We start from the raw sequence: 22,452 nt of genomic DNA, 5'->3' as shown, positions 1-22,452 counted from the left end.
ACCCCACGCACTAGCTACCGGTTACCTGCACTCGCCGCAGCAGAGGGCTGGGCTGAGGCCTGAGCCTCAGGTGCAGCACTGGCAGAAGCTGAGGTCTGTGCCCTGGCCGATGCAGCCGCGCTGGCTGATGCCTCAGCAGAGGCCTTCGCTTTAGCTTCTTCCTTCTTGCGCTGCTCCTCAGCACGGGCACTGGCCTCTTCGTAGGCCTGAGTATCGGCTAGGGCAGGGGGTGCAATCAGGTTCTTTGTTACTGCTTCACCTTCAACCGCCGCAAGGGGGGTACCGGTAATTTCGCCGGTTTGCAGATCGATGGTTGTCTGGCTTGAAGCTGCAACAAGCCCTAGCTGGCTGGCTCGGATGGCTAGATCCTGCGGAGCCTGATGGAATTCAATTTCCTGAGACAGAGCCTCATTGTTCTGAATCAAGGCCTGCTCTTGGGCTCGTAACTCTACCAAGTCGTACTGGCGTGAGGCCATAACAATGCTGAGCACCAGCACGGTCAGCAGGGCAACAAGCATGGCACCTAGGGCCATGAAGACACGCCAACGGTTAGAGTTAGCACGCAAAGAGCGAGAACGTGAGAGCGGGCGGCGGGCGGGGGTAGCTTCTTGAGGCTCATCGCGCACCACAGACAGGCGGGGCTTGGTCAGCTGCCCGCTATCGGGTGAGGTGGGGAAACGGGGTTCCGCGCTCATCGTGTTGCCTTTGGTGTCTTGATTTTTTCTGCTGCCCGAAGTTTTGCGGACGCTGCCCGCGAGTTCTCTTCAATCTCTTGCTCGGTAGGTGGCTCAGCACCTCGAGTAATGATTTTGAGTTCGGGTTTATGTTCTTCAAGCTCTACGGGGAAGCCCTTGGGAGCACTTGAGGTAGCCCGGGCGGTGAAAGCTCGTTTAACGATTTTGTCTTCTAGGCTGTGGTAGCTCATAGCTACACAGCGTCCGCCCAGGTTGAGGGCGTCAATTGCTGCCGGTATGGCGCGCTCAAGAGCATCTAGCTCATGATTGACCTCGATACGCAGGGCCTGGAAAGTACGTTTGGCAGGGTGCCCGCCCTTGCGCTGGGCCGCCACCGGCACAGCCTGCTGAATGACCTTGACCAGCTGGCCGGTAGTTTCAAAAGGACGCTCGGTACGGGCCGCAACGATACGGGAGGCAATACGGGCGGCAAATTTTTCTTCGCCCCACTGGCGGATAATACGGCGCAGCTCTGCTTCGTCGTAGGTGTTGACAACGATAGCGGCGGTGAGCTCTTCAGTGTTATCCATGCGCATATCAAGCGGAGCATCGTAAGAGTAGGCGAAACCGCGTTCACGCTCATCAAGTTGCATGGACGATACACCCAGGTCAAAAAGAACACCGTCTACCTGACCTACGCCGGCTTCTGCCATAGCCCGGGGAATCTCATCGTAAACAGCGTGTACCGGGATGAAACGGCTACCGAAACGGGCTAGGCGTTCACCTGCGAGTTTGTGGGCCATGAGGTCACGATCGATGCCGATGAGCGTGAGGTCTTCAAAGCGCTCTAGCATGGCTTCTGAGTGGCCTCCCATGCCGAGGGTTCCGTCAATGACGACAGCCCCGGGGCGGGAGATTGCGGGCGCAAGGAGGTCCAGGCAGCGGTCAAGCATGACCGGCACGTGCCTGTCTTTGGCGTCCTTGCCGGGTGAGGGGTTCTCTACCTGAGTCAAGGTCTGCTCCTCGCGTTAGTGGTGGTCGGTGCGCTGTGGGTGGGTTTTAGAGCATGAGCCCTGGCAGGATTTCATCATCGGTGCCAGAGAAAGTTTCTTCCTGTTCTTTCAGGTAGGCTTCCCAGGCTTCGGTGCTCCATATTTCTGCTCGTGAGCCTGCGCCGATAACCGTGAGGTCTTTTTCGAGCCCAGCGTAGTCTCTGAGGTTTTGAGGTATGGTGATTCGCCCCTGCTTATCGGGCACCTCATCTGAGGCTCCCGATAGAAAAACTCGGATGTAGTCTCGCGCCTGTTTGGACGATAGTGGGGCTGTGCGCAACTGTTCATGGATGCGCTCAAACTCAGTCATGGTAAAGACGTAGAGACAGCGTTCTTGCCCGCGGGTGAGTACCAGACCTGCCTCTAGTTGCTCACGAAATTTCGCCGGAAGAATCAGGCGCCCCTTGGCGTCCAGACGCGGAGTGTGGGTCCCAAGAAACATGGCACCACCGCCTCTGCCTGTCGCCTTTGCCTCCCCCAAACACGAGGGAAACTACACCAGTGTTGTTCTATCCCTCCACTTTACTCCACTATGCTCCACCGAATGTACCAAATACAGAATTTTTACTGGGTTTTTCAGCGTTTTCACATGAAATACGTTATTTGCAGAATATTCCGGTATTGAGGGCAGACTTTATTCCCTCTTACACAGCTTTTCCTTTTACCCATATATCACTTTGCGGGCATACAAAAACCGCCCAGCATAAGCCGAGCGGCACGGTATCACAAGCGCAAAGAAGTTAACTAAAAGCGAGAGCCACCTTGGCGCTCATCCCACTTATCTTCCAGGTGCTGCATAAAGCTAGAAGTGCTTCCAGCTTTTGAAGGCACAGAAGGCCCAGAGCCCCGCTTGCCATTAGCTTTAGATTTCTGAGGGGCAGTAGTAGCAACATAAACGCCGACCGCTGCTACAACAAAGCCCAGTACACCCAGCACGATGAGCTTAGTAGAGACACCTGCGATGATAATGCCCAGGCCAACCACGGCGATAAGGGCACCAAGAACCAGGTTGCGAGGTGACGACGAGACAGCGGGAGCCACAAGAGGCTGAGGCCCGGTCATCGTTGAGGCAAAGGCGGGGTCGTCATTGAGCTGCTTTTCGAGCTGGGCAAGAAGTTCCTGTTCCCGGTCTGAAAGCGCCATGGTGTCTCCTTAGCTGGTGCGGTAGGCCTTGGCGCACGGTAAAAAGGCTAGTGCCCAGGTGCCAGTGCGCATCAAGTTGTCCACTTATCTTAGCGTTAGCTCTTGGGTGCAGCCTAGACACTCTCTGAAAATGACCTTGCATTTCATGATTATTTTCGCTTGCCGGAGCTAAGCAAACTAGCCGGTAGCAGCCCCTGGGCACCGAAGCGGGCGTTGATGGTGTCCATGGTGTTTTCTGCTTCTTCCCATTCTTCAGCACGTAAATCCTGAGTCACAGGAGAGCCCTCGTCACCTACCTGGGCACTTTCCGGGGCAAAAAGTTGCATCTGCACCCCGACTTCTCGCCCTTCAAGTTTCTCTGCACGCACACCCAGCAGACGGACGGGGCGGGAAGAAGAGCCATCCGCCTCTAAGACCCCCAGCTGCTTGAGGTGGGCCATAACGGCATCGAACATGACGCGCCCCGATACAGTGGCAAGAGGCAAAGGGCAAGAACGGGTGAGGGTTTCAAAGTTGGAGTAGCGAATCTTGAGGCTAAGGGTACGGCTCTGGCGCTCAGCTACCCGCAAGCGGCGGGCTACGGTGAGGCAAAGATTGTAAAGCTCTGCAGCGATATCCTCTGCCCCTGTCTGATCGGTAGTAAAGGTGTGTTCAGCACCGATTGATTTTTCAATACGCTCAGAGGTAACCTCGCGCCGGTCAATACCTCGGGCAAGTTCATAAAGGTGCAGGCCCGCAGCCTGCCCGCAACGCCCCTGCAACCAGGTCAGATCGTATTCTCGCAGCTGGGCTACGGTATGAATTCCTAAGGCTTCGAGCATGGCGGCACTTTTAGTGCCAACACCCCACAATTTACCCACCGGCAGGGGGTCAAGGAACTCCTGCACCCGGTGCGGCGGAATAACCCATAGACCATTGGGTTTAGAACCGGCAGATGCCATTTTGGCGATAAATTTACTGGATGAAATTCCCACTGAGCTAGGCAGACCCAGCTCAGCTTTAATACGCTGCCGGGCAGAGTTAGCGATATCTACAGGGCTACCTTGAGCGCGGATAGCTCCGGTGAGGTCAAGAAAAGCCTCATCTACACTGACCTGTTCGAGCCGGTCAGTGATGCTACCTAGAATCTTCATCACCTGAGCCGAATAGCTGCGGTAGTGGGCAGATGGCTCCAGTAGCAGGGCTGCCGGGCACAGCTGGCGGGCTTTTGCCAGCGGCATAGCCGAGCGCACCCCATAGCGGCGAGCTTCATAGGAGGCAGAGAGGACGACTGAGCGCGGGGAGTTACGGGCTACGATAAGGGGCCGGCCACGCAGGGCTGGCTGAGAAAGAAGCTCTACGTTGACGAAGAAAGCGTCCATATCTAGGTGCATGATGATGCGGTTAGGTGCAGGTGTGCGGCTATTTTTTATGCTCTGCTCTCTCACGCAAGACACCCACCTCTCGAAACTATGTTCTAATCCATCCTAGGGTGGTGAGGTCGGTTTTGACCAGGGCTAGGGCCCTATCTACTAGACTGGTGTGCAAAGCACCCCCAGACCCGAGGACGTCATGACCAACCAGCCAGCTCCCCTTACCGGCACCGATGAGTCCGCAGCCTATATTGAGGCTCTTGAAGCTGAAATGGGCCGCTTTTTTGCTACCCAAGAGGAGCTCATGACAGCCGTCTCGGTAGAGACTTTGCCGCTGCTTGAGTCCGTCCGCGCGCTCTCCACCGGGGGGAAGCGTCTACGAGCTCTGCTAGCTTACTGGGGCTACCGGGGCGCAGGCGGGGCGGGGGTGACCGACTCCATCGTTCGGGCAGGTCTAGCTATTGAGCTCTTCCAGACTGCTGCCCTCATCCATGACGATATTATCGACGCCTCAGACGCCAGACGAGGAGCCCCCAGCGTACACCGCCGCTTTGAGGCCATGCACCGCGAACTAGGCTATAAGACCAACCCCGCAACTTTCGGCACTTCAAGCGCTATTCTAGCTGGCGACACCTGCCTTACATGGTCAGAAATGGTTTTTTCATCTATCCCCGAGGTTACTGCCACCAGCGAAGCCCGTTTCATCTTCGATGTGATGCGCACCGAAGTCATGGCTGGCCAGTACCTCGATATTGTGGGCGAAGTTGTGCCCGAAGAAGAACCAGAAACTGCACTTAAGCGGGCCAAGAACGTCATTCGCTACAAGTCCGCCAAATACTCCTGTGAGCACCCTATAGCCTTAGGCGGGGCACTAGCCCTAGGCTTACCCCACGGCGAGGTATCCGATCTCATCACAGGCTACCGACAATTTGCCCTGCCCCTCGGCGAAGGCTTCCAGATGCGCGATGATGTACTAGGAGTTTTTGGCCAGCCCGAAACCACCGGCAAACCAGCAGGGGACGATCTGAGGGAAGGTAAGCGCACCGTCCTGACAGCTCTCACCGCGATGAAGTCCTCTCCTAGCCAGCGGGCTTTCTTGGAAGAGTCACTCGGCTCCCCCACCCTCAACGCAGAAACTATCGCCCAGTTACAAGAGCTCATACGGAACTCTGGGGCCTTAGAAGCAACTGAAGAGCTCATTGACGCCAAGGGTAATCAGGCTCTAGCTGCTCTTCAAACCCTAGATGGTGAAGCCGTGAACCTTGAAGCCACAGTGCAGCAGGCTCTGCGCGCTATTGCCGCTAAGGCCTTGCACCGCTCTTTCTAAAAGGCTTCCCTCACCTAGCTGTCCTTCTCGCATACCCCCTCATAGATATGCCCGCTGACAGATACACCCGCTGATAGAAAAGGCAGGCTTACACAGTGTGTAAGCCTGCCTTGAAGTATGGGGCCTAAGGCCTTACCAGGCTAGAGCCGAGGCGCGGCGGCGGATCTCAGTTTTACGGCCGTCAACCAGAGCATCAATAGGGCGGCCAGGTAGGGTCTCATCAGCAGTGTAAAGCCAAACAATCGCTTCTTCTGCGGTGAAGCCAGCATCTGCCAGCACACTCAAGGTCCCTTTCAAGGGTTCCAGTACGCGATCTTCATGCATGAAGAGGGCAGGCACCTTGCGGACGCCAGTTTCGGGGTCGCGCACGGCCAGTAGGGTGCCGTCCGCTAGCAGGTTATGAACCCGGGTGACCTTCAGGTCAAGGGCTTCTGCAATGTCGGGGATGGTAAGCCAATCGCCAACGAGAGCAATTACTTCGGGTGTAGTTTTTTCATCAGTCACCTATCCATTGTGCCCCAGAAACCGGCGAATCGGTAGGTAGTATCGGCTGAGGCACAGCAGGTAGGGTTTTCGGGCTCTTCCCAGGGCCCACCCGTACAATAGTGAGGATGACTCATAACTTCTCTGCTGCCCCCTGGCTGACCGGGGTTATTTTCAAGGGCCATTTTGAGGTAGGCCACCTGATTGCCCGCGGTGGCATGGCTGAGGTGTACCACGCAGTTGACCTGTGGTCAGATAACCCGGTGGCGCTCAAGGTCTTACTCCCCCACCTCTCAAACGACCCCGCCCAGCAACAGAAGTTTTTTAGAGAAGGCTCAGCACTCAAAAAGATTCAGCATAAGTATGTCGTAGGTGTCATCGATGAAGGCACCGAGACAGTCCACGGCCAGCAGGTTATGTTTCTGGTCCTCGAATACGTGCACGGGTGCACACTAGCCCAACTCCTGCAGCTACGGCCGGTGCTCTCGGTCGGCGAGATGCTACAGGTCATCATCCCTACCGTTGAAGGTTTATCAGAGGTGCACGCCCACCACCTTATTCACCGTGATATCAAACCCGCCAACGTCCTTCTAGAGGCCGAGACTGAAGGAGTTAAACTCTCTGATTTTGGTTTGACGCGCAGGGCCGATCAGAACGCCACCGGCCAGCTCATGGGCACCCCCTCTTTTGTGGCCCCAGAGATTCTTGACGTTGCCTCACCGGTAGGACCACCCGCCGACATCTTTGCTCTAGGGGTGATGATGTACCGCATGCTCACCGGGCGCATGCCGTTTGCTGGGGCCGATAACGACCAACAAGTGCTTTACCACAATATGAACACCGACATCCCCTCACTGACCCACCTAGCAGAGGGTATTTCTTCCGATATTGCAGGAATAGTAAGCTGGTGCACCCGCCGTAGCCCCCGCGACCGGCCCCAAGATGCCACCGAACTCTACCGGGCTCTTGGCGATATTGAGTCTCGCGCCAGCCAGCAAGAAAAAGCCTACCGCCTAGGGCAGACAGAGCAGCCGGTACCATCCCTGTGGGAGGCAGTTGCTGCTATTACAGAACAATCAGGGCGGGTACACCACAGGCACACTGCTATCACCGGCTTCGGTGCCGCAGATGACCTACTCGATGCAGGGTCTACCGGCCCCCTAACCGAGCAGGAACAGGCAATACGCTCAGCTGCGGACGCCCCCGTGGAGGTCTACTCCCCCACCAGCTTGGCCGGGGTTGGGCCCCAGACCGAAACTCAGGCCGTCCTCGAGACCCAGCTATCTGCCCATGAATCACACCAGGACCCTGCGGTAGTAGAGCACCCGTCTATCTCCGCTGAGTACAACAGGGCGCGGGCTGCTGCCTACCGTAGCAAACGCGCAAGTCTTCCCCCAGCATCTGCGGTACAGCCGGCCTCGGTGCGTGCTGCTGACCCTGCCCAATGGACTGCGCCCCAGCGTCGCACCCCTGCCCAACGGTGGCGTCCTCCGCTTTCCCCTACCGCTGTGGTTCTTAGTGTGATTCTGGTGCTCTTGGGTTTTGTTGCGGCCGGTCTTGTGGGCTGGTGGTTAGCTAGTTTGGTTCTCTAACCTAGCCCTCTAGCGTCTTTTTGTATCTGTCTTAGCATAGGGAAAGCCGCCGTAGCCCTATCTTGATACTCATGTTCAAGAAGAGGCAACGGCGGCTTGCTCTGTAGCCCTGTGAGCCTGCCCTCTTAGCGGCGGGCCAGGTACTCAGCGACCTGGAAAGCGATTTCCAGGGACTGCTGGTGGTTCAGTCGCGGGTCACAGAGGGTCTCGTAACGGTCAGCAAATGCGGCTTCTTCAATGGGGTCAGAGCCGCCTAGGCACTCGGCAACGTCATCGCCGGTCATTTCTACGTGGATACCGCCGGGGAAGGTTCCGAGGGCCTCGTGTACCTCAAAGAAGCCTTGAACTTCGTTCATGACGTCATCAAAGCGGCGGGTCTTGTAGCCCGAGGGCACGGAGATGGTGTTACCGTGCATGGGGTCAGTGACCCATACGACCTTGGCCCCTTCTTTCTGTACGCCCTCAACAATGGCGGGCAGGTTTTCACGGATCTTGTCTGCGCCCATGCGGGTGATGAAGGTCAGGCGGCCAGGTTCACGGTTGGGGTCAAGCTTGTTGATGAGGGCCATAGCGTCATCGGCGGTGGTGGTAGGGCCGAGTTTGACGCCGATGGGGTTGTGTACCTTGGAGAGGAAGTTAACGTGGGCGTCCTCTAGCCCGCGGGTGCGCTCACCGATCCAGAGGAAGTGGGCGGAGGTGTCGTAGGGCAGGTGGGTGCGGGAGTCTACGCGGGTCATGGCGCGTTCGAAGTCTAGTAGTAGGGCTTCGTGGCCGGTGTAGACGTCGGTGGTTTTCAGCGGGCCGAAGTCAGTTCCGCAGGCTTCCATGAATTTGATGGCACGGTCGATTTCACCGGCGATGGATTCGTAGCGGGCGTGAGCGGGGTTGGAGGTGAAGCCCTTGTTCCAGGAGTGTACTGAACGTAGGTCGGCAAAACCGCCCTGGGTGAAGGCACGAATGAGGTTGAGGGTGCTGGCGCTGGTGTGGTAGCCGTGCAACATACGGTTGGGGTCGTGAATACGGGATTCTTCGGTGAAGTCGAACCCGTTGACCATTTCACCGCGGAAGGAGGGGAGGGTCAGGCCGTTACGGGTTTCGTCGTTGGAGGAGCGGGGCTTGGAGAATTGCCCTGCCATACGGCCCATCTTCACTACGGGCATGGAGGCGCCGTAGGTCAGCACAACGGCCATCTGTAGTAGGGTTCGCACGCGGCCTGAAATTTTATCGGCTGTAGCACCTGCGAAGGTTTCGGCGCAGTCGCCGCCTTGGAGGAGGAAGGCTTCACCTTCTGCAACGCGGGCCAGGTCTGCGCGCATCTGGTCGACTTCACCGGCGAAGACCAGCGGGGGCACGTTGTTGAGTTCGTTGATGACCTTGGCAAAGTCGGGGTGCTGAGCCCATTGGGGGTGCTGGTCGATGTGCCGGGAGCGCCACTCTTCGAGTTCGGGTAGATCCTTGGGGGTGGGTGCGGTGCCGGGGGTGGTCACGGGTGACTCCTTTGTGTGTGGTCGCGAGAGATGAGCAGGGGTTGGGCTTTGTCTCTTCTTCAAAACTATTGGGCTTGGTGTGGAGGGTTCAAGGGCGTATCCAGTATGTGACATACAAGGTTGGGGCTAGGTGAGCGATCTAGTGCCCCTTGGGTTGGCCACCTTATGAGCGGTTCTCTAGGAGCCGGTCGGTTGCTTGGTCTGCACTGAGGCCTTCTGCAGCCATCAGCTTTTTGACGTCAGCGGCATAGACGGGGGTGACGGGGCGGCCGGTCATCTGGCTAATACGCTCTATCACCACATCTGCCAGTTCGCGCTGGGCTGCCCACTGATTCTCTCGACTCAGGTAGGGGGTTACGTCGATAGGTTCTCCGATGAGGGTCTTCACGCCGATGGGTGCACCGTCTTTGCGCAGACGCAGGCGGTTAGATCCGGGTACCTGCACCTGCTCGTTACCAAGCTGGGCAACAGGGATGATAGGGACGCCGGCCTCAAGTGCTAGCCGGGCTACACCAATTTTTGCGCGGTAGAGCCGGCCATCAGGGCTGCGGGTTCCTTCAGGGTAGATGCCTATTAGTTTACCTTCGCGTAGGGCGGCCACGGCAGCTGCTAGGGATTGGGCTGATTTGGCCCCGCCGGAGCGGTCGATAGGTAGCTGGCCGACTGAGGTGAAAAACCATTTCATCAGGCGCCCTTTGAGGCCTGGTGTGGTGAAATAATCTGACTTGGCGAGAAAGAAGACCTGGCGCGGGGCTGCCAGGGGCAAGAAGATAGAGTCGATGAATGAGACATGGTTACTTGCCAAGATAGCGCCGCTTGAAGCCGGAATGTTATCTGCCCCTATGACCTCGTGGTGATAGGCCCGCTGCACCAGGGGTTTGAGTACGGTGCGTAGGTGCATGTACATGGTGTCTCTCCTTAATGCGGGGCTAGTGTGAGGGTCTTGTGATGGGTGTAGGTGGCTCAGGGTATTTCGCTTCATATATATTGTATGCCCGAGGTGGGCTGGCTCAGAAATATACCCCTTATCTAGACCAGCCAGTATGAGTAAACTAGGCTGGCAGCCAAGCATTTCTACCCAAAAGCGTCATACCCGCCCAAAGCTAAGTTTTACCCTGCTTAGGGGCTGTACAATGACCAGAAAGCACCAGGTACCTGGCATCTGAGGCCAGGTACTGACAGCCCCTCCCCTTACCAGGGCAGGCTAGAGACAAGGTAACACCGTGAAAGAAATTCACTCCCCCCAGCTTGTTACTGTTGACCCGGCAGTCAACCTCACCGATATGGTGGAGCTACGCGCTCAAGATAGCCGTGACCCCCTGGTCTACCGGGTGCAGAAATCTACCGGCAACTGGGTTCCGGTAACTGCCAAGAACTTCCGCCAGCAGGTCATCAGCCTAGCTAAGGGGCTCATGGCAGCAGGAATTGAGGCCGGCGATGTTATTGGCGTGATGAGCCGCACCCGCTACGAGTGGACCTTAATTGACTTCGCTATCTGGTACGCCGGCGCTATCTCTGTACCCGTCTATGAGACGTCCTCCCCTGCTCAGGCAGCCTGGGCGCTCTCTCATTCTGGCGCTAAGGCTATCTTTGTAGAAAACAGTAAACTGGCAGACCTCATTGACCAGGCCCGTACCCTCACCGAAGAAGAACTGTCCCTTGATACCCTCAAGGACGTGTGGGTCATTGAGAATTCTGCTATCGACACTCTTACTGCCAGCGCTGCCTCCGTCTCTGATGAGGAGGTTGAAGAACGCCGCTGCCTTGCCACTCTCGATACGGTGGCCACCATCGTCTACACTTCCGGCACCACCGGTCGCCCCAAGGCCTGCCCCATTACCCACGGTAACTTCGTGCGCCTGTCCGCCAATGCCAAGCTGACCATTCCTGAAATTGCCAACGAAACCAACTCAACCCTGCTCTTTCTTCCCCTGGCCCATGTGCTAGGGCGCCTGGTTCAGGTGCTGGCTTTTGATGCTGGCCTGACGGTGGGGCATGCCCCGGACATCAAGAACCTCTCCACCGACTTAGCTTCTTTCCAGCCCACCATGCTCCTGGTGGTGCCCCGTGTCTTTGAAAAGGTCTACGAGGGAGCTATCAAGAAGGCCGAGAAGGGCGGTAAGGTCAACGCTAAGCTCTTCCACCGTTCGGTAGATGTTGCTATTAAATGGTCCCAGGCTAAAATCGCTGGCACCATGACTCCTACCCTCACCCTCCAGCACAAGTTCTACGACAAACTGGTCTACTCCAAGCTCCGCAAGGCCATGGGTGGCAAGGTGCGGTTTGCGGTATCTGGTGGCGGGCGCCTGGCCCCGCACTACGGCCACTTCTACCATGCGGTAGGCATCCAGGTTGTTGAAGGCTACGGCCTGACCGAAACCACCGCTCCCCTTGCTGTGGGGCGCATCCGCAACTTCGACATCGGTAACGTAGGCACCCTCATCCCCGGTGGTTCAGCCCGTATCACTCAGGACGGCGAACTAGAGTTCAAGGGCGTCGGCCTGATCTCTGGCTACCTGGATAACCCCGAAGAGAACGCGGCAGCTTTCACCGAGGACGGCTGGTTCCGCACCGGCGATCTGGCCCGCATTGATAATGAGGGCAAAATCTACATCACCGGCCGCAAGAAAGAAATCATTGTGACTGCTGGCGGTAAGAACGTCATGCCGGTCCCTGCCGAAGACCGTCTGCGTCAGTCTCCCTTTGTCTCCCAGGCCATGCTCGTAGGCGATGAAAAGCCCTTCATCTCAGCGCTCATTACCCTGGACCCGGACGTCCTGCCCGATGAGCTAGAGCGTATCGGTCTGCCCCGCACTCTTTCCCTCAAAGAGGCCTCTACCAATCCCCGCGTGCGCGAGGCTATCCAGAAGTTCATTGATGACGCTAACGCCCTGGTCTCTAAGGCTGAGTCTATCCGCGAGTTCCGTATTCTCGATAAGGACTTCACCGAGGCTGAAGGGCACCTCACCCCCTCCATGAAGGTACGCCGTAAGCAGGTGCTAGCTGACTTCAACTCTTACATTGAAGATATCTACAACCGCACCAAGACCACCATGGCTGAGACCGCTGAGCGAGTACAGGAGCTTCGCGCAGAACAGACCGAGAAGTGGGACCAGTTCAAGGCTGTCCAGGCTGAGAAGATTCAAGAGTTCACCGAGACCCAGGGGCAGAAGCTCCACGAGCTGGCAGAGAAGATTCAGCAGGTCGCGCCCCTCCCCGGCCACAAGGGTAAGGACGCTGCTACCGGCTCTAGCTCCGATGAGCAGGTTGAAAAGGCCGCCAGTGACTGGGTTGATGTCAGAGAGACCGAGGACGACACCAAGTAAGAATGTACCAGCCTTTTCCCACATTTCTCTTAAGATATGACTAGTTAGGAGCTTTCTCCTAACCCCACACATGCACCTGAAAAGAGAGAACCCTTGTCTGAGAACCTATCCCCTACCCCAGCATTCAAGAACAAAGATGCGCAAGCCAGCTCACCTGCCCAGGGTACTGCAAGCGTAGATGAAACCGCCAACGATACTCTAGCTACTCTCAACTCACCGGCAGAGCAGCCAGCAAACACCGTAGAAGAAACAAGGCCCTCTGCTGAGCAGCCAACAACGGAGCTCGTTAGCTCTTTCTCAGCAGAGAATCACCCCGACCAGGGCTACCAGCAGCCCCAGTTTGACCAGGGCGCACCCCAGCAGCCCCAATTTGCCCAGGGCTACCAGCAGCCTCAGTTCGCACAGGGTGTACCGCAGCAGCAGGGCATGCCCACTGTTAACGTCAATATGGTTGCCCCACCCATGATTGTTGCTGCAAAATCAACTGCTGTAGCTTACCTGCTCTGGTTCTTCCTCGGCGGCTTGGGTGCCCACAAGTTCTACCTTAAGCAGTCAGGGATGGGGGCAGCCTACCTTGTGACCTGGCTTCTTGGCCTTGCAACCGCCGTCATTATTATTGGCTGGTTCCTCCTGGGTATTGTATTTATTCTGCTCATCGTTGATGCCTTCCTCATTCCTGGCCAGGTACGAGATGTCAACAGCCAGATGGCCCGATCTGCTTACCGTCAGTATTAAGAGATTATCTCCTGCAAAAAGGGGCCTTCCTCACTTCAGCGAGGAAGGCCCCTTTTTTCTACGCTATCACCTAGAGACCAGCAGGAAAGAGACAGTTAATCCAGGTCAAGGCCCAGCAGGGCATTCTCGACTACCTCGGTCAGAGCCGGGTGAATCCAATACTGGCCACGGGCCATATCACCAGCTGAAAGCCCAAAACTCATAGCCTGAATCAGAGGCTGAATCAGGTTAGGGGAATCCTCACCAATGAGATGAGCCCCCAGCAGCTCACCGGTATCTTTACGGGCAATGAGCTTGCAGACACCTTCGCTATCGCCCATAGCCCAGCCGTAAGCTACATCGCCAAACTTCTGCTCCTTGACCGTTACCTCATAGCCTTCAGCCTCAGCCTGCTCCCTCGCCTGGGTTTCAGTCAAGCCAACCGCAGCGATAGGCGGGTGAGTGAAAACTGCCGCGGGCACATAACGGTGATCAGTAGCCCGCAACTGCTCAGGGTGCACAATGTTCCACTGAACAGTGCGCATCTCAGCATTGGCCACATGCTTGAGCTGGTAGGGTGAACTCACATCACCCAAAGCCCAGACGCCCTTAACCGGCTGACCACCAGAGAGCACCCGCTGATAGTCATCCACCTGTATTAGGCCCCGCTCATCCACATCAAAGTAGGTGGCAGCCTCAAGGGTGTCGGAATTAGGGGTGCGACCGGTCGCCACTAAAACCAGATCTGCTGGCACCTTCACCTGCTCACCGGCGTCCTCAAACACCACAGTCACCGTACCATCGTCAGCAGGCTCAATGGACTTCAAACCGTGGTTAATACGTAAATCCCACTGACGGGCAGCCTCACGGGTAAAAATCTCGGCAATAGTATCATCGTGGCTACGCAAGAGACGGTCTGAACGGACCGCCTGAGTGACCTGGGAACCTAGACCAGAGAAAACATGGGCAAATTCGCTAGCAATAAAACCGCCACCAATGACCACCACACGCTCAGGCAGCTCATCAATGCGCATCACCGTATCAGAGGTGTGCACCTGGGGCAGGTCAATACCGGGTACCTCTGGTAAGGTCACACGGGAACCAGCAGCCAGAACCAGCTGGTCGGCAGTTAGCTCAATACCCGATACGGTCACCAGGCTATGAGTTCCAGTGAGCTTAGCGTACTCCTGGTAAACATCCACCGCCTCTAAAGACTTGCGCCACTCTAAACCACCCTCGCTGATGGAGTCGATACGGCCGAAGATTCGGTCGCGAATCTGCCGCCAGGCGGTGTGTTGGTGCTCAAGTTCGACCCCTAGGCTGGCAGCCTCCTTGGCCCGGGCAACAACAGAGGCCGGGTAGACGTACATCTTGGTAGGAATACAGCCCACGTTAAGGCAGGTACCGCCAAAGCGGCCGCCGTCAATCAGGGCAATTTTCTTGCCCTCGTAGTCCTCGTTGGGTAAGGAGTTACCGGACCCGGATCCGATAATAATGAGGTCGTAGTGGCGGGGTGAGCTCATGGGGCTTACCTTTCGTCTATGGGTCAGTCTGTCTTAACGGTGCGCAGGTGCCTGTACTGTAGGCTCTGCCTTAGCGCGGAAGTTTTTCTGCATCTGGCGAAAAACCAGCAGGTTACCGACCACGATATGTAAGAAGCCAAGAGCCATCACATAGATGTTCCAGCCACCTTGCGGGGCCAGCACGCCCAGCAGCAAGAGAATCGCGCCAAAACCAATGATTAACAGGTGAGTTACGTTCATGCTTCCTAGCCTACAGGTAGGGACCAGATTCCTCCCGTAGTCCTTGTAGCCCACACCTACAATCGTCATTTTTCTGGTCCCTTCACCTCTCTATTGAGTCTATTAAGATAAAAAGAGAGGCGGACGCCCGCCCCAGCTTCTATAAGCCGGGTGCGAGCGTCCGCCCCTTGTCTAGCCCTGATAGAGGGTTACTTGACGTTGACCACAATCAGTAGGTCACCACCAGCTACCTGAGCAACATCGTTGTAAACGATGCGCTCAACAGTACCTGAGACGGTTGAGGTGATGGAGGCTTCCATCTTCATAGCCTCAATGGTGGCCACCTGGTCACCTGCTGAAATCTCATCACCAGGCTTGACGGAGATAGAGACGCCACCAGCGAAGGGCGCTGCAATGTGACCGGGGTTAGAAGCGTCTGCCTTCTCAGCTTCCTTGACATTGGACTCTACAGAGTTGTCACGAACCTTCACGGTACGCGACTGGCCGTTGAGGGTGCAGATAACCTCACGCATACCCTTTTCGTCCGGCTCAGAGATAGCCTTCAAGGTAGCAATGAGACGAACACCCTTACCCAGGGAAATCACGTGCTCACGCTTGAGGACCATACCGTAGAGGAAGTCACGGGTGTGCAGGATGGAGAGGTCACCGTACTCCTCGCAAGCCTTCTCGAAGTCGCGGGTGGGGCCAGCGAAGAGGAGGCGGTTCAGTGCGGAGCGACGGGTTGCTGAGTCGCTGTTGAGCTCCTTCAGATCCTCGTCTGACAGGTCGTTGACGCTGGGCTTAGCAAGCTTGCGACCTTCCAGTGCACGAGTACGGAAAGGCTCAGGCCAGCCAGCAGGCGGGGTGCCAAGCTCACCGTTGAGGAAGCCAATAACGGAGTCAGGAATATCGAAGTTCTGGGGATCCTTCTCGAAGTCCTCAGGTGAAACACCCATACCGACCAGCTGCAGGGCCAGGTCGCCAACCACCTTAGATGAGGGGGTTACCTTGACGATGTGGCCGAGCATACGGTCAGCGGCTGCGTACATGTCTTCGATGTCTTCAAAGCGCTCACCCAGGCCCAGGGCAGTTGCCTGAGCACGCAGGTTGGAGAGCTGACCGCCAGGAATCTCGTGTGAGTAGACGCGACCGGTCGGTGAAGAAAGACCCATCTCAAAGGGCTTGTAGATGCTACGGACGGCCTCCCAGTAGGGTTCCATTGCGCAAGCAGCTTCCAGTGAGATAGAAGGTGCACGGTCAGTGTACTGCAGGGCACCAACAAGAGCTGAGAATGAAGGCTGTGAGGTGGTACCTGCCATGGAAGCAGAAGCCACGTCAACAACGTCCACGCCAGCTTCAACAGCAGCGAGCAAGGTACCGACCTGGCCGCCTGCGGTGTCGTGGGTGTGCAGGTGCACCGGCAGATCGAATCGCTCGCGCAGGGCGGTGATCAGACGGCGTGCAGCCTCAGGACGCAGCAGACCAGCCATGTCCTTAATAGCCAGGATGTGGGCACCGGCCTCTACCACCTGGTCAGCCAGGTTCAGGTAGTAATCCAGGGTGTAGGTCTGCTCGTTGGGGTCTAGCATGTCGCCGGTGTAGCAGATAGCTACTTCAGCAACAGCTGTACCGGTGGCACAAACAGCCTTAATAGCCGGGGTCATCTGGGAAACGTCGTTGAGGGAGTCGAAGATACGGAAGATATCAACGCCGGTTTCAGCAGCTTCCTTCACGAATGCATCGGTAACCTCGGTGGGGTACGGGGTGTAGCCCACGGTGTTACGGCCGCGCAGAAGCATCTGGATAGGCAGGTTGGGCATGGCTGCACGCAGGTGAGCCAGGCGCTCCCAGGGGTCTTCGCTCAAGAAGCGGAGGGCAACGTCGTAGGTTGCACCACCCCATGCCTCAACAGAGAAAAGCTCGGGGGTAACGTAAGCTACTGCCGGTGCTGCCGCGAGCAGGTCGCGGGTACGCACACGGGTTGCCAGCAGTGACTGGTGGGCGTCACGGAAGGTGGTATCGGTAATCAATACTTCCTTGGTGTCGCGTACAGCCTTGGCAAAACCTTCAGGGCCTAGCTCCAGTAGGCGCTGACGCCAGCCTGAGGGGAATTCGTGATCTGAAGGGTCAAAGGGTGAGCGGAAGGGCTCTTCGGTCTTATCGCCAGGGAAGTGCGGCAGCTTGGTGCGGGGGTCGATACCCTCGATGCGCTCACCGTTAGGCTTGTTCACGGTGACGTTAGCCAGGTACTGCAGGGCCTTGGTGCCGCGGTCTGCACCGGGCTTCTTGGTCAGCAGTTCGGGGTGCTCATCGATGAAGGGGGTTGAGACGTCACCGGCGCGGAAGGTCGGGTCCTCAAGAACAGCCTTGACGAAGGGGATGTTGGTGGCAACACCGCGAATACGGAATTCAGCCAGTGCACGGGAGGCACGCTGTACGGCGTCCTCGAAGGTGCGGCCGCGGCAGGTGAGCTTGACCAGCATGGAGTCAAAGTGAGGTGAAATCTGTGCACCGCTGTAGACGGTACCGCCATCTAGACGGATGCCTGAACCACCGGCTGAACGGTAGTAGGTAACCTTTCCAACGTCGGGGCGGAAGCCGTTTGCAGGATCCTCAGTGGTGATACGGGACTGCAGAGCGAAGCCGCGTACACGCAGCTCGTCCTGGCGGATGCCTAGGTCCTCTAGGGTCTCACCGGCAGCAATGCGCATCTGTGCCTGTACCAGGTCAATATCGGTGACTTCTTCAGTCACGGTGTGCTCAACCTGGATACGGGGGTTCATTTCGATGAAGACGTGCTGACCTGCGCGCTCACCGGCGGTGTCGACCAAGAATTCGACGGTACCGGCGTTAACGTAGCCCAGTTCCTTAGCGAACTTGACTGCGTCGCGGAAGAGAGCCTGACGGATCTCTTCGTCGAGGTTGGGGGCAGGAGCAATTTCGACGACCTTCTGGTGACGACGCTGCAAGGAGCAGTCACGCTCGAAGAGGTGCACAATGTTGCCTTCATTGTCGGCCAGAATCTGGACCTCAATGTGGCGGGGGCGCAGTACAGCCTGCTCCAGGAATACGGTGGGGTCACCGAAAGCGGTGTCGGCCTCACGCATTGCAGCTTCCATAGCTGAACGTAGGTCTTCGCGCTTTTCGACGCGGCGCATACCGCGGCCACCACCACCGGCGACAGCCTTGACAAAGATGGGGAAGCCAATTTCTTCGGCTTCAGCAAGGAGCTTATCGACATCCGCACTGGGTTCGGTGGACTTGAGCACCGGGATACCTGCACGGCGGGCAGCCTTAAGAGCCTCAACCTTGTTGCCGGCTAGGTCCAGAACCTCCGGCGGGGGGCCGATGAAGGTGATGCCAGCGTCCGCAGCGGCGCGGGCTAGGCCGGAGTTCTCCGAGAGGAAGCCGTAGCCCGGGTAGATAGCATCGGCGCCGGCATCTTTGGCGACGCGAATGATTTCCTCAACATCGAGGTAGGCGCGGACGGGATGGCCCTCTTCACCAATCGGGTAGGCCTCATCAGCCTGCTGACGGTGAATGGAGTGGCGGTCTTCGTAGGGGAAGACACCAACGGTCTTAGCACCGAGCTCGTAGGCCGCGCGGTAGGCGCGGATTGCGATTTCGCCGCGGTTAGCGACCAGAATCTTTGAAAACATTTTCTTCCGTTCTGCCCCACCCAACACTTGAGGGTGCGATGAGGCTAAGCCACAATTCGTGTGTGAACACATCATAATATATCTTTAGATGCCCTCACGCGCTTGGTTTTGCTTCATTTTTTCTAGTGGGGTCGTAATGAAAAGATTTTATTGTGAGCATCATCACAAATACTTGGGTTGGTAAGTGTGAGCTTGCCCGACTTTTCCCACCACCAAGAGCTAGGCACCCACCCTCTTCGGTAGCATAGAAAGTCAGTGTGTACCCACAAAATTCGAGAGGCTTCCCTAGCAATGAGCAGCGTGGTAAGTATTAGCAGCCTAAAGGGCGGCGTCGGCAAAACATCAGTCGTACTCGGGCTAGCATCAGCAGCTCAAGCCAGCGGCCTACGAACCCTCATCATCGACCTAGACCCTCACGGAGATGCCTCCACCGGCCTAGGTGTGACCCCCACCGAAGGCACCGACATGGGCACACTCCTCCTGGCACCATCTGACTACTCCCTAGCAGAGGAAATCGTCCCCGCCTCCTGGGCCACCCTAGGCAGCCTAGGCAACGCCTCACGCACCGGCCTGGACGCTGGCACCTGGGTAGGGCGCGCATCCGCCCGCCTCACAGCCCTAGAAGGCCTCGATTCAGCCACCCTACTCCCCCGCCTCTCAGAGCTCCTTGAACCCGTACAGGAAAGCTTCGACCTCATTCTCATCGACTGCCCGCCCATTCTGGGCCGACTCACCGAAATGGCCTGGGCAGCCTCTGGCCGCGTCCTTTCCGTTGCAGAACCCTCGCTCTTCTCCGTTGCTGGCTCCGAACGCACCCTACGCGCCATTGCCCGCTTTGAAGCTAACACCCAGTACGCCGTCGAATCAGCCTCCGTCGTCATCAACAAGGTGCGCCCAGGGGACCCCGAACACGACTACCGCATCGAAGAAATGAAAGTGCTCTTCGGCGATCTCGTCGCAGACACCATGCTGCCGGAAACCCACCTGCTACAACAGATTCAAGGCTCAGCCTACCCTGTGCACTACTGGCCCGAAGAAGAAGCCCAAGACCTTGCCCACCTCTTCTCCACCCTCTTAGCGGGACTCCTAGAATCAGTTGACCAGGAAGCAGCAGACAACAACTAAAAACCCCACACACCTCGACCTGCACACAAGAAACCCCCGCCCTCGCATCCTGCGAAGGCGGGGTACATTCTATAGCTCTTTAGGCGCCAGCCTTACGGGCTCGGCGGGCTGAAAGCTCATCATGAACCTCAGCCTCTTGCTGCACCTCCTGGGCAGTATTCTCGCCGGGCAGCTCGCTCAAAGACACCTCAAGTTCACGCCAAACCCGGCCGATAGCGATACCAAAGACACCCTGACCGGCCTGCACCAAATCAATCACCTCAGAGGCCGAAGTGCACTCATAGACCGAGGCACCATCAGACATGAGGGTAATACCAGCCAAATCTTCAACACCACGAGAACGCAGGTGATTAACCGATGTACGAATCTGCTGCAAAGAAACACCAGTATCGAGCAGGCTCTTGACAATCTTGAGCACTAGAACATCGCGAAAAGAATAAAGACGCTGAGACCCAGAACCCTTGGCAGAGCGGACGGTCGGCTCCACCAGGTGCGTGCGCGCCCAGTAGTCCAACTGGCGGTAGGTAATCCCCGCAGCCTTACAAGCGGTAGGGCCGCGGTAGCCCAGGTTCTCATCAACCAGAGAAACCGGGTCATCAAACAATACGCCCTGCTCACCCACCGGAGAGGTGCGGGGCATGACATCTTCAATACCCAGCAGGGGCTGATCCATGGGGGCAGGTACGCCTCGAAGCGCAGCGGGGGCGCTAGGGTCACCGTTATGCTGTGTCACGGTTTGAGGTTCCTTCCCTTGAACTGATCATGGACTCTCTTATCCTACCCGCCCAACACCCCTTTTGCCGGTTAATCGGCAGGCAGGAGCACCGGCGTTTTAACATGGCTCTAGTCATTAAGACAGGGCACATTCACCCAGCGCCCCTCACCTGAAAGCACACAGAGCTAGTCGAAACTCGGCATGCTACCAGCGACCAGGGCCATATGTAGACGCAACAAAAGCTGGGCGATATCACCGGCAAGCTCTGCAGCGCGCGCCTGGGACTCATCATCCTTACGCAAAGCCAAGGGGCCCACCGCAGTTTCTACCAGATCAACTTCACGGTCAGCAGCAGCACGGAAAGCCCGCAAATGGCGGGGGTGCAGGCCGTGGGCAGTGAGCTGGTTACTCACCTTCGTGACAGCCACATCGTACTGGTCATAGGCTTCTTTATTCTCAGCCAGTAAGCCGTAATTCATCAGCTCACGCAGCAGGGGCATATCCACCCCAGCCTCCTGGCCCAACTCACGCAAAGTATAGGTGCGTGCCTGCTCTACAGGCGATGCTGGGCGGGCACTGCCCAGCTCATCAGCACCCGGCCGCGCGGACGCGTCCGCACCACTACCCTGCTCACTGGCAAGTTCGGCACCGGGGGCAGGGGCCACCCCCGCATCAATATCAGCTAGACGCTGACGAATCACCTTCAGCGGCAGGTACTGGTCCCGTTGTAGCTGCAACACAAAGCGCAGACGCTCAATATCTTCTTCCGAATACTTACGGTAACCAGTATTGGTACGCTGCGGGCTCACCAGACCTTTATCTTCAAGAAAGCGAATTTTTGAGGCACTAATACCCTCAAATTCGCCCTCCAAGGCGCTGAGCACCTGGCCGATGGTCTTATTCTTTACCCCAGCAGTTTCAGCAGAGGGAGCCTGAGCCATAGCTGCTACCCCTGGCCCTGGTAGAAGGCAAAATGGAATTTGCCAATGTAAATCTCATCGCCATTACGCAGGTAGGCCTCATCAACGCGGTCCTTATTCACGTAGGTGCCGTTGAGGGAATCAGCGTCGGTGAGGATAAAGCTTCCAGCATTGGGAATGAAGAGGGCGTGGCGGCGGGAGACGGTCACGTCATCCAGGTAAATGTCTGAGTCAGCGCTACGGCCTGCGATGATGGGCAAATCTGCCCCATTTTCATCAGTTCTGGGGCTCAGCAGGAAGCGGGCGCCCTTGAACTGGCCTTCTAGCCCAATGAGGACGGCAGAACCGGCGGGCAGGGTTGCCAACAGGTCACGTTCTTCGGCAGTGGGGTTATGGGACTGAGATACGCCCAGGGCTGCCATGGCGATAGTAGTTGTGGGTGGGTGGGCTTCGTGCTGGGCCATAGAGTCTCGTCCTTCTGTCCTTGGGCGGCTGGGTTCTCGCCCTGGTGTATGTGTGATGTGTAGAGTAACAGTTCAAGGTCACGAAATGGTAAACAGTGAACCGTTCGTTTAATCTTAGCCACTCACCCTCTATTCTGCCCGGTTCCTACCGTGTTCTCCCACCAATTTCTCCTGTTTTTACCCAAAGCTAAAGGGCTGTCTTTTTGGGTAAAAAGACAGCCCTGAGCATCTAGCAGCTCTGACGTTACCGGGGTTTAGGCAATTTCTGCCTCGTAGTCAGCTGCTGACAGTAGACCCTCAAGATCTGCGGTATCGCTGGGGCGAACTTCAATCAGCCAGCCCGCACCGTAGGGGTCAGAGTTCACAATTTCAGGGGAATTCTCTAGGTCTTCATTGACGGCAACAATCTCACCAGCAAGAGGGGCAAAGAGGTCTGAGACGCTCTTGGTGGATTCAATTTCGCCGAAGGTGGTCTCTGCGGCGATAGTTTCACCGACCTCAGGCAAATCAACGTAGACGACATCGCCCAGTTCGTTTTGTGCATGGTCGGTGACACCGATACGGACGGTGCCATCAGCAGTGAGCTCGCCGACCCACTCGTGTTCTTTGGTGTACTTGAGTTCTGCAGGAACATTGCTCATCGGAGGTGTCCTTTTCTCTTATGGGACTTGTGGGGC

20 protein-coding genes are annotated in these 22,452 nt (G+C 57.0%); 5 read left to right on the top strand and 15 right to left on the bottom strand.

The genetic code is table 11. From position 1 onward, the window contains the following. Positions 1–14 precede the first annotated feature (14 nt). From ACEE09_RS07615 to dinB, 5 genes are all read right to left on the bottom strand, one after another. The gene (locus tag ACEE09_RS07615) at positions 15–695 is read right to left on the bottom strand and encodes a hypothetical protein (RefSeq protein WP_449083517.1); all 681 of its coding nucleotides are present in this window, start codon (positions 693–695) and stop codon (positions 15–17) included. Next, positions 692–1,687 carry a 16S rRNA (cytosine(1402)-N(4))-methyltransferase RsmH gene (rsmH, locus tag ACEE09_RS07610; protein ID WP_449083515.1) on the bottom strand — a complete coding sequence of 332 codons (996 nt, stop codon included), beginning with the start codon at positions 1,685–1,687 and terminating at the stop codon, positions 692–694. Before rsmH ends, ACEE09_RS07615 begins: the two co-directional genes overlap by 4 nt. Before the next feature lie 46 nt (positions 1,688–1,733). Then, positions 1,734–2,168, bottom strand: a complete 435-nt coding sequence (gene mraZ, locus ACEE09_RS07605) for a division/cell wall cluster transcriptional repressor MraZ (RefSeq protein WP_449083513.1) — start codon at positions 2,166–2,168, stop codon at positions 1,734–1,736. A gap of 302 nt (positions 2,169–2,470) precedes the next feature. Beyond that, positions 2,471–2,869, bottom strand: a complete 399-nt coding sequence (locus tag ACEE09_RS07600) for a DUF3040 domain-containing protein (RefSeq protein WP_449083512.1) — start codon at positions 2,867–2,869, stop codon at positions 2,471–2,473. 149 nt (positions 2,870–3,018) lie between these two features. Continuing rightward, positions 3,019–4,296, bottom strand: coding sequence for a DNA polymerase IV (dinB, locus tag ACEE09_RS07595; protein ID WP_449083510.1), 1,278 nt, complete (start codon positions 4,294–4,296; stop codon positions 3,019–3,021). 94 nt (positions 4,297–4,390) lie between these two features. Here dinB and ACEE09_RS07590 point away from each other — a divergent pair, with 94 nt between their 5' ends. Then, positions 4,391–5,548 (top strand): polyprenyl synthetase family protein, encoded by a 1,158-nt coding sequence (locus tag ACEE09_RS07590; RefSeq protein ID WP_449083508.1) that lies wholly within the window; start codon positions 4,391–4,393, stop codon positions 5,546–5,548. A 132-nt stretch (positions 5,549–5,680) separates the two neighbouring features. On the opposite strand, the gene ACEE09_RS07585 is transcribed toward ACEE09_RS07590, so the two are convergent. Then, the gene (locus ACEE09_RS07585) at positions 5,681–6,052 is read right to left on the bottom strand and encodes an Rv2175c family DNA-binding protein (RefSeq protein ID WP_449083506.1); all 372 of its coding nucleotides are present in this window, start codon (positions 6,050–6,052) and stop codon (positions 5,681–5,683) included. Between the two features lie 107 nt (positions 6,053–6,159). Here ACEE09_RS07585 and ACEE09_RS07580 point away from each other — a divergent pair, with 107 nt between their 5' ends. Then, complete coding sequence (locus tag ACEE09_RS07580; RefSeq protein ID WP_449083504.1) at positions 6,160–7,623, top strand: serine/threonine protein kinase; 1,464 nt, start codon at positions 6,160–6,162, stop codon at positions 7,621–7,623. A gap of 125 nt (positions 7,624–7,748) precedes the next feature. Here ACEE09_RS07580 and ACEE09_RS07575 read toward each other — a convergent pair whose 3' ends face one another. Next, positions 7,749–9,110 (bottom strand): class II 3-deoxy-7-phosphoheptulonate synthase, encoded by a 1,362-nt coding sequence (locus ACEE09_RS07575; RefSeq protein ID WP_449083503.1) that lies wholly within the window; start codon positions 9,108–9,110, stop codon positions 7,749–7,751. A gap of 163 nt (positions 9,111–9,273) precedes the next feature. Next, a complete protein-coding gene (locus ACEE09_RS07570) occupies positions 9,274–10,017 on the bottom strand; it encodes a lysophospholipid acyltransferase family protein (protein ID WP_449083501.1) in 744 nt (247 codons plus the stop codon). A 316-nt stretch (positions 10,018–10,333) separates the two neighbouring features. Between ACEE09_RS07570 and ACEE09_RS07565 the strand changes: the two genes are divergently transcribed. Next, a complete protein-coding gene (locus tag ACEE09_RS07565; protein ID WP_449083500.1) occupies positions 10,334–12,436 on the top strand; it encodes an AMP-dependent synthetase/ligase in 2,103 nt (700 codons plus the stop codon). Between the two features lie 93 nt (positions 12,437–12,529). Further along, on the top strand, positions 12,530–13,171 hold the full coding sequence (locus ACEE09_RS07560; RefSeq protein WP_449083498.1) for an NINE protein: 642 nt from the start codon (positions 12,530–12,532) through the stop codon (positions 13,169–13,171). A 95-nt stretch (positions 13,172–13,266) separates the two neighbouring features. Here ACEE09_RS07560 and ACEE09_RS07555 read toward each other — a convergent pair whose 3' ends face one another. The 3 genes from ACEE09_RS07555 to ACEE09_RS07545 form a co-directional block, all read right to left on the bottom strand. Then, the gene (locus tag ACEE09_RS07555) at positions 13,267–14,673 is read right to left on the bottom strand and encodes a mycothione reductase (RefSeq protein WP_449083496.1); all 1,407 of its coding nucleotides are present in this window, start codon (positions 14,671–14,673) and stop codon (positions 13,267–13,269) included. A gap of 33 nt (positions 14,674–14,706) precedes the next feature. Next, entirely contained in the window at positions 14,707–14,913 is a 207-nt protein-coding gene (locus tag ACEE09_RS07550) for a hypothetical protein (RefSeq protein ID WP_449083494.1), read from the bottom strand. Positions 14,914–15,101: 188 nt separating this feature from the next. Beyond that, a complete protein-coding gene (locus ACEE09_RS07545; RefSeq protein ID WP_449083492.1) occupies positions 15,102–18,551 on the bottom strand; it encodes a pyruvate carboxylase in 3,450 nt (1,149 codons plus the stop codon). Between the two features lie 291 nt (positions 18,552–18,842). On the opposite strand from ACEE09_RS07545, the gene ACEE09_RS07540 reads away from it, so the two are divergent. After that, positions 18,843–19,676, top strand: a complete 834-nt coding sequence (locus ACEE09_RS07540; RefSeq protein ID WP_449083491.1) for a ParA family protein — start codon at positions 18,843–18,845, stop codon at positions 19,674–19,676. Positions 19,677–19,755: 79 nt separating this feature from the next. On the opposite strand, the gene ACEE09_RS07535 is transcribed toward ACEE09_RS07540, so the two are convergent. The 4 genes from ACEE09_RS07535 to gcvH form a co-directional block, all read right to left on the bottom strand. Further along, positions 19,756–20,349, bottom strand: a complete 594-nt coding sequence (locus ACEE09_RS07535; protein WP_449083563.1) for a MerR family transcriptional regulator — start codon at positions 20,347–20,349, stop codon at positions 19,756–19,758. Between the two features lie 227 nt (positions 20,350–20,576). Continuing rightward, a complete protein-coding gene (ftsR, locus tag ACEE09_RS07530) occupies positions 20,577–21,332 on the bottom strand; it encodes a transcriptional regulator FtsR (protein ID WP_449083490.1) in 756 nt (251 codons plus the stop codon). Positions 21,333–21,337: 5 nt separating this feature from the next. Next, positions 21,338–21,775, bottom strand: a complete 438-nt coding sequence (locus ACEE09_RS07525; RefSeq protein ID WP_449083488.1) for an FHA domain-containing protein — start codon at positions 21,773–21,775, stop codon at positions 21,338–21,340. A 254-nt stretch (positions 21,776–22,029) separates the two neighbouring features. Continuing rightward, positions 22,030–22,416 carry a glycine cleavage system protein GcvH gene (gene gcvH, locus ACEE09_RS07520; RefSeq protein ID WP_449083486.1) on the bottom strand — a complete coding sequence of 129 codons (387 nt, stop codon included), beginning with the start codon at positions 22,414–22,416 and terminating at the stop codon, positions 22,030–22,032. Positions 22,417–22,452 lie beyond the last annotated feature (36 nt).

The sequence above is a fragment of the Rothia sp. 88186D007BW genome (genome assembly GCF_053544215.1).
The sequence above is the reverse complement of the archived record's forward strand: the minus strand, read 5'-3'. Positions and strand labels throughout refer to the sequence as shown.

Excerpts from the sequence above, each read along its gene's own strand:
- ftsR (WP_449083490.1), bottom strand. The coding sequence starts at position 21,332 with ATGGCTCAGGCTCCCTCTGCTGAAACTGCTGGGGTAAAGAATAAGACC.
- ACEE09_RS07600 (WP_449083512.1), bottom strand. The coding sequence starts at position 2,869 with ATGGCGCTTTCAGACCGGGAACAGGAACTTCTTGCCCAGCTCGAAAAG.
- ACEE09_RS07570 (WP_449083501.1), bottom strand. The coding sequence starts at position 10,017 with ATGTACATGCACCTACGCACCGTACTCAAACCCCTGGTGCAGCGGGCC.
- ACEE09_RS07615 (WP_449083517.1), bottom strand. The coding sequence starts at position 695 with ATGAGCGCGGAACCCCGTTTCCCCACCTCACCCGATAGCGGGCAGCTG.
- ACEE09_RS07555 (WP_449083496.1), bottom strand. The coding sequence starts at position 14,673 with ATGAGCTCACCCCGCCACTACGACCTCATTATTATCGGATCCGGGTCC.
- ACEE09_RS07545 (WP_449083492.1), bottom strand. The coding sequence starts at position 18,551 with ATGTTTTCAAAGATTCTGGTCGCTAACCGCGGCGAAATCGCAATCCGC.
- ACEE09_RS07525 (WP_449083488.1), bottom strand. The coding sequence starts at position 21,775 with ATGGCCCAGCACGAAGCCCACCCACCCACAACTACTATCGCCATGGCA.
- gcvH (WP_449083486.1), bottom strand. The coding sequence starts at position 22,416 with ATGAGCAATGTTCCTGCAGAACTCAAGTACACCAAAGAACACGAGTGG.
- ACEE09_RS07540 (WP_449083491.1), top strand. The coding sequence starts at position 18,843 with ATGAGCAGCGTGGTAAGTATTAGCAGCCTAAAGGGCGGCGTCGGCAAA.
- ACEE09_RS07580 (WP_449083504.1), top strand. The coding sequence starts at position 6,160 with ATGACTCATAACTTCTCTGCTGCCCCCTGGCTGACCGGGGTTATTTTC.
- mraZ (WP_449083513.1), bottom strand. The coding sequence starts at position 2,168 with ATGTTTCTTGGGACCCACACTCCGCGTCTGGACGCCAAGGGGCGCCTG.
- ACEE09_RS07550 (WP_449083494.1), bottom strand. The coding sequence starts at position 14,913 with ATGAACGTAACTCACCTGTTAATCATTGGTTTTGGCGCGATTCTCTTG.
- ACEE09_RS07535 (WP_449083563.1), bottom strand. The coding sequence starts at position 20,349 with ATGGATCAGCCCCTGCTGGGTATTGAAGATGTCATGCCCCGCACCTCT.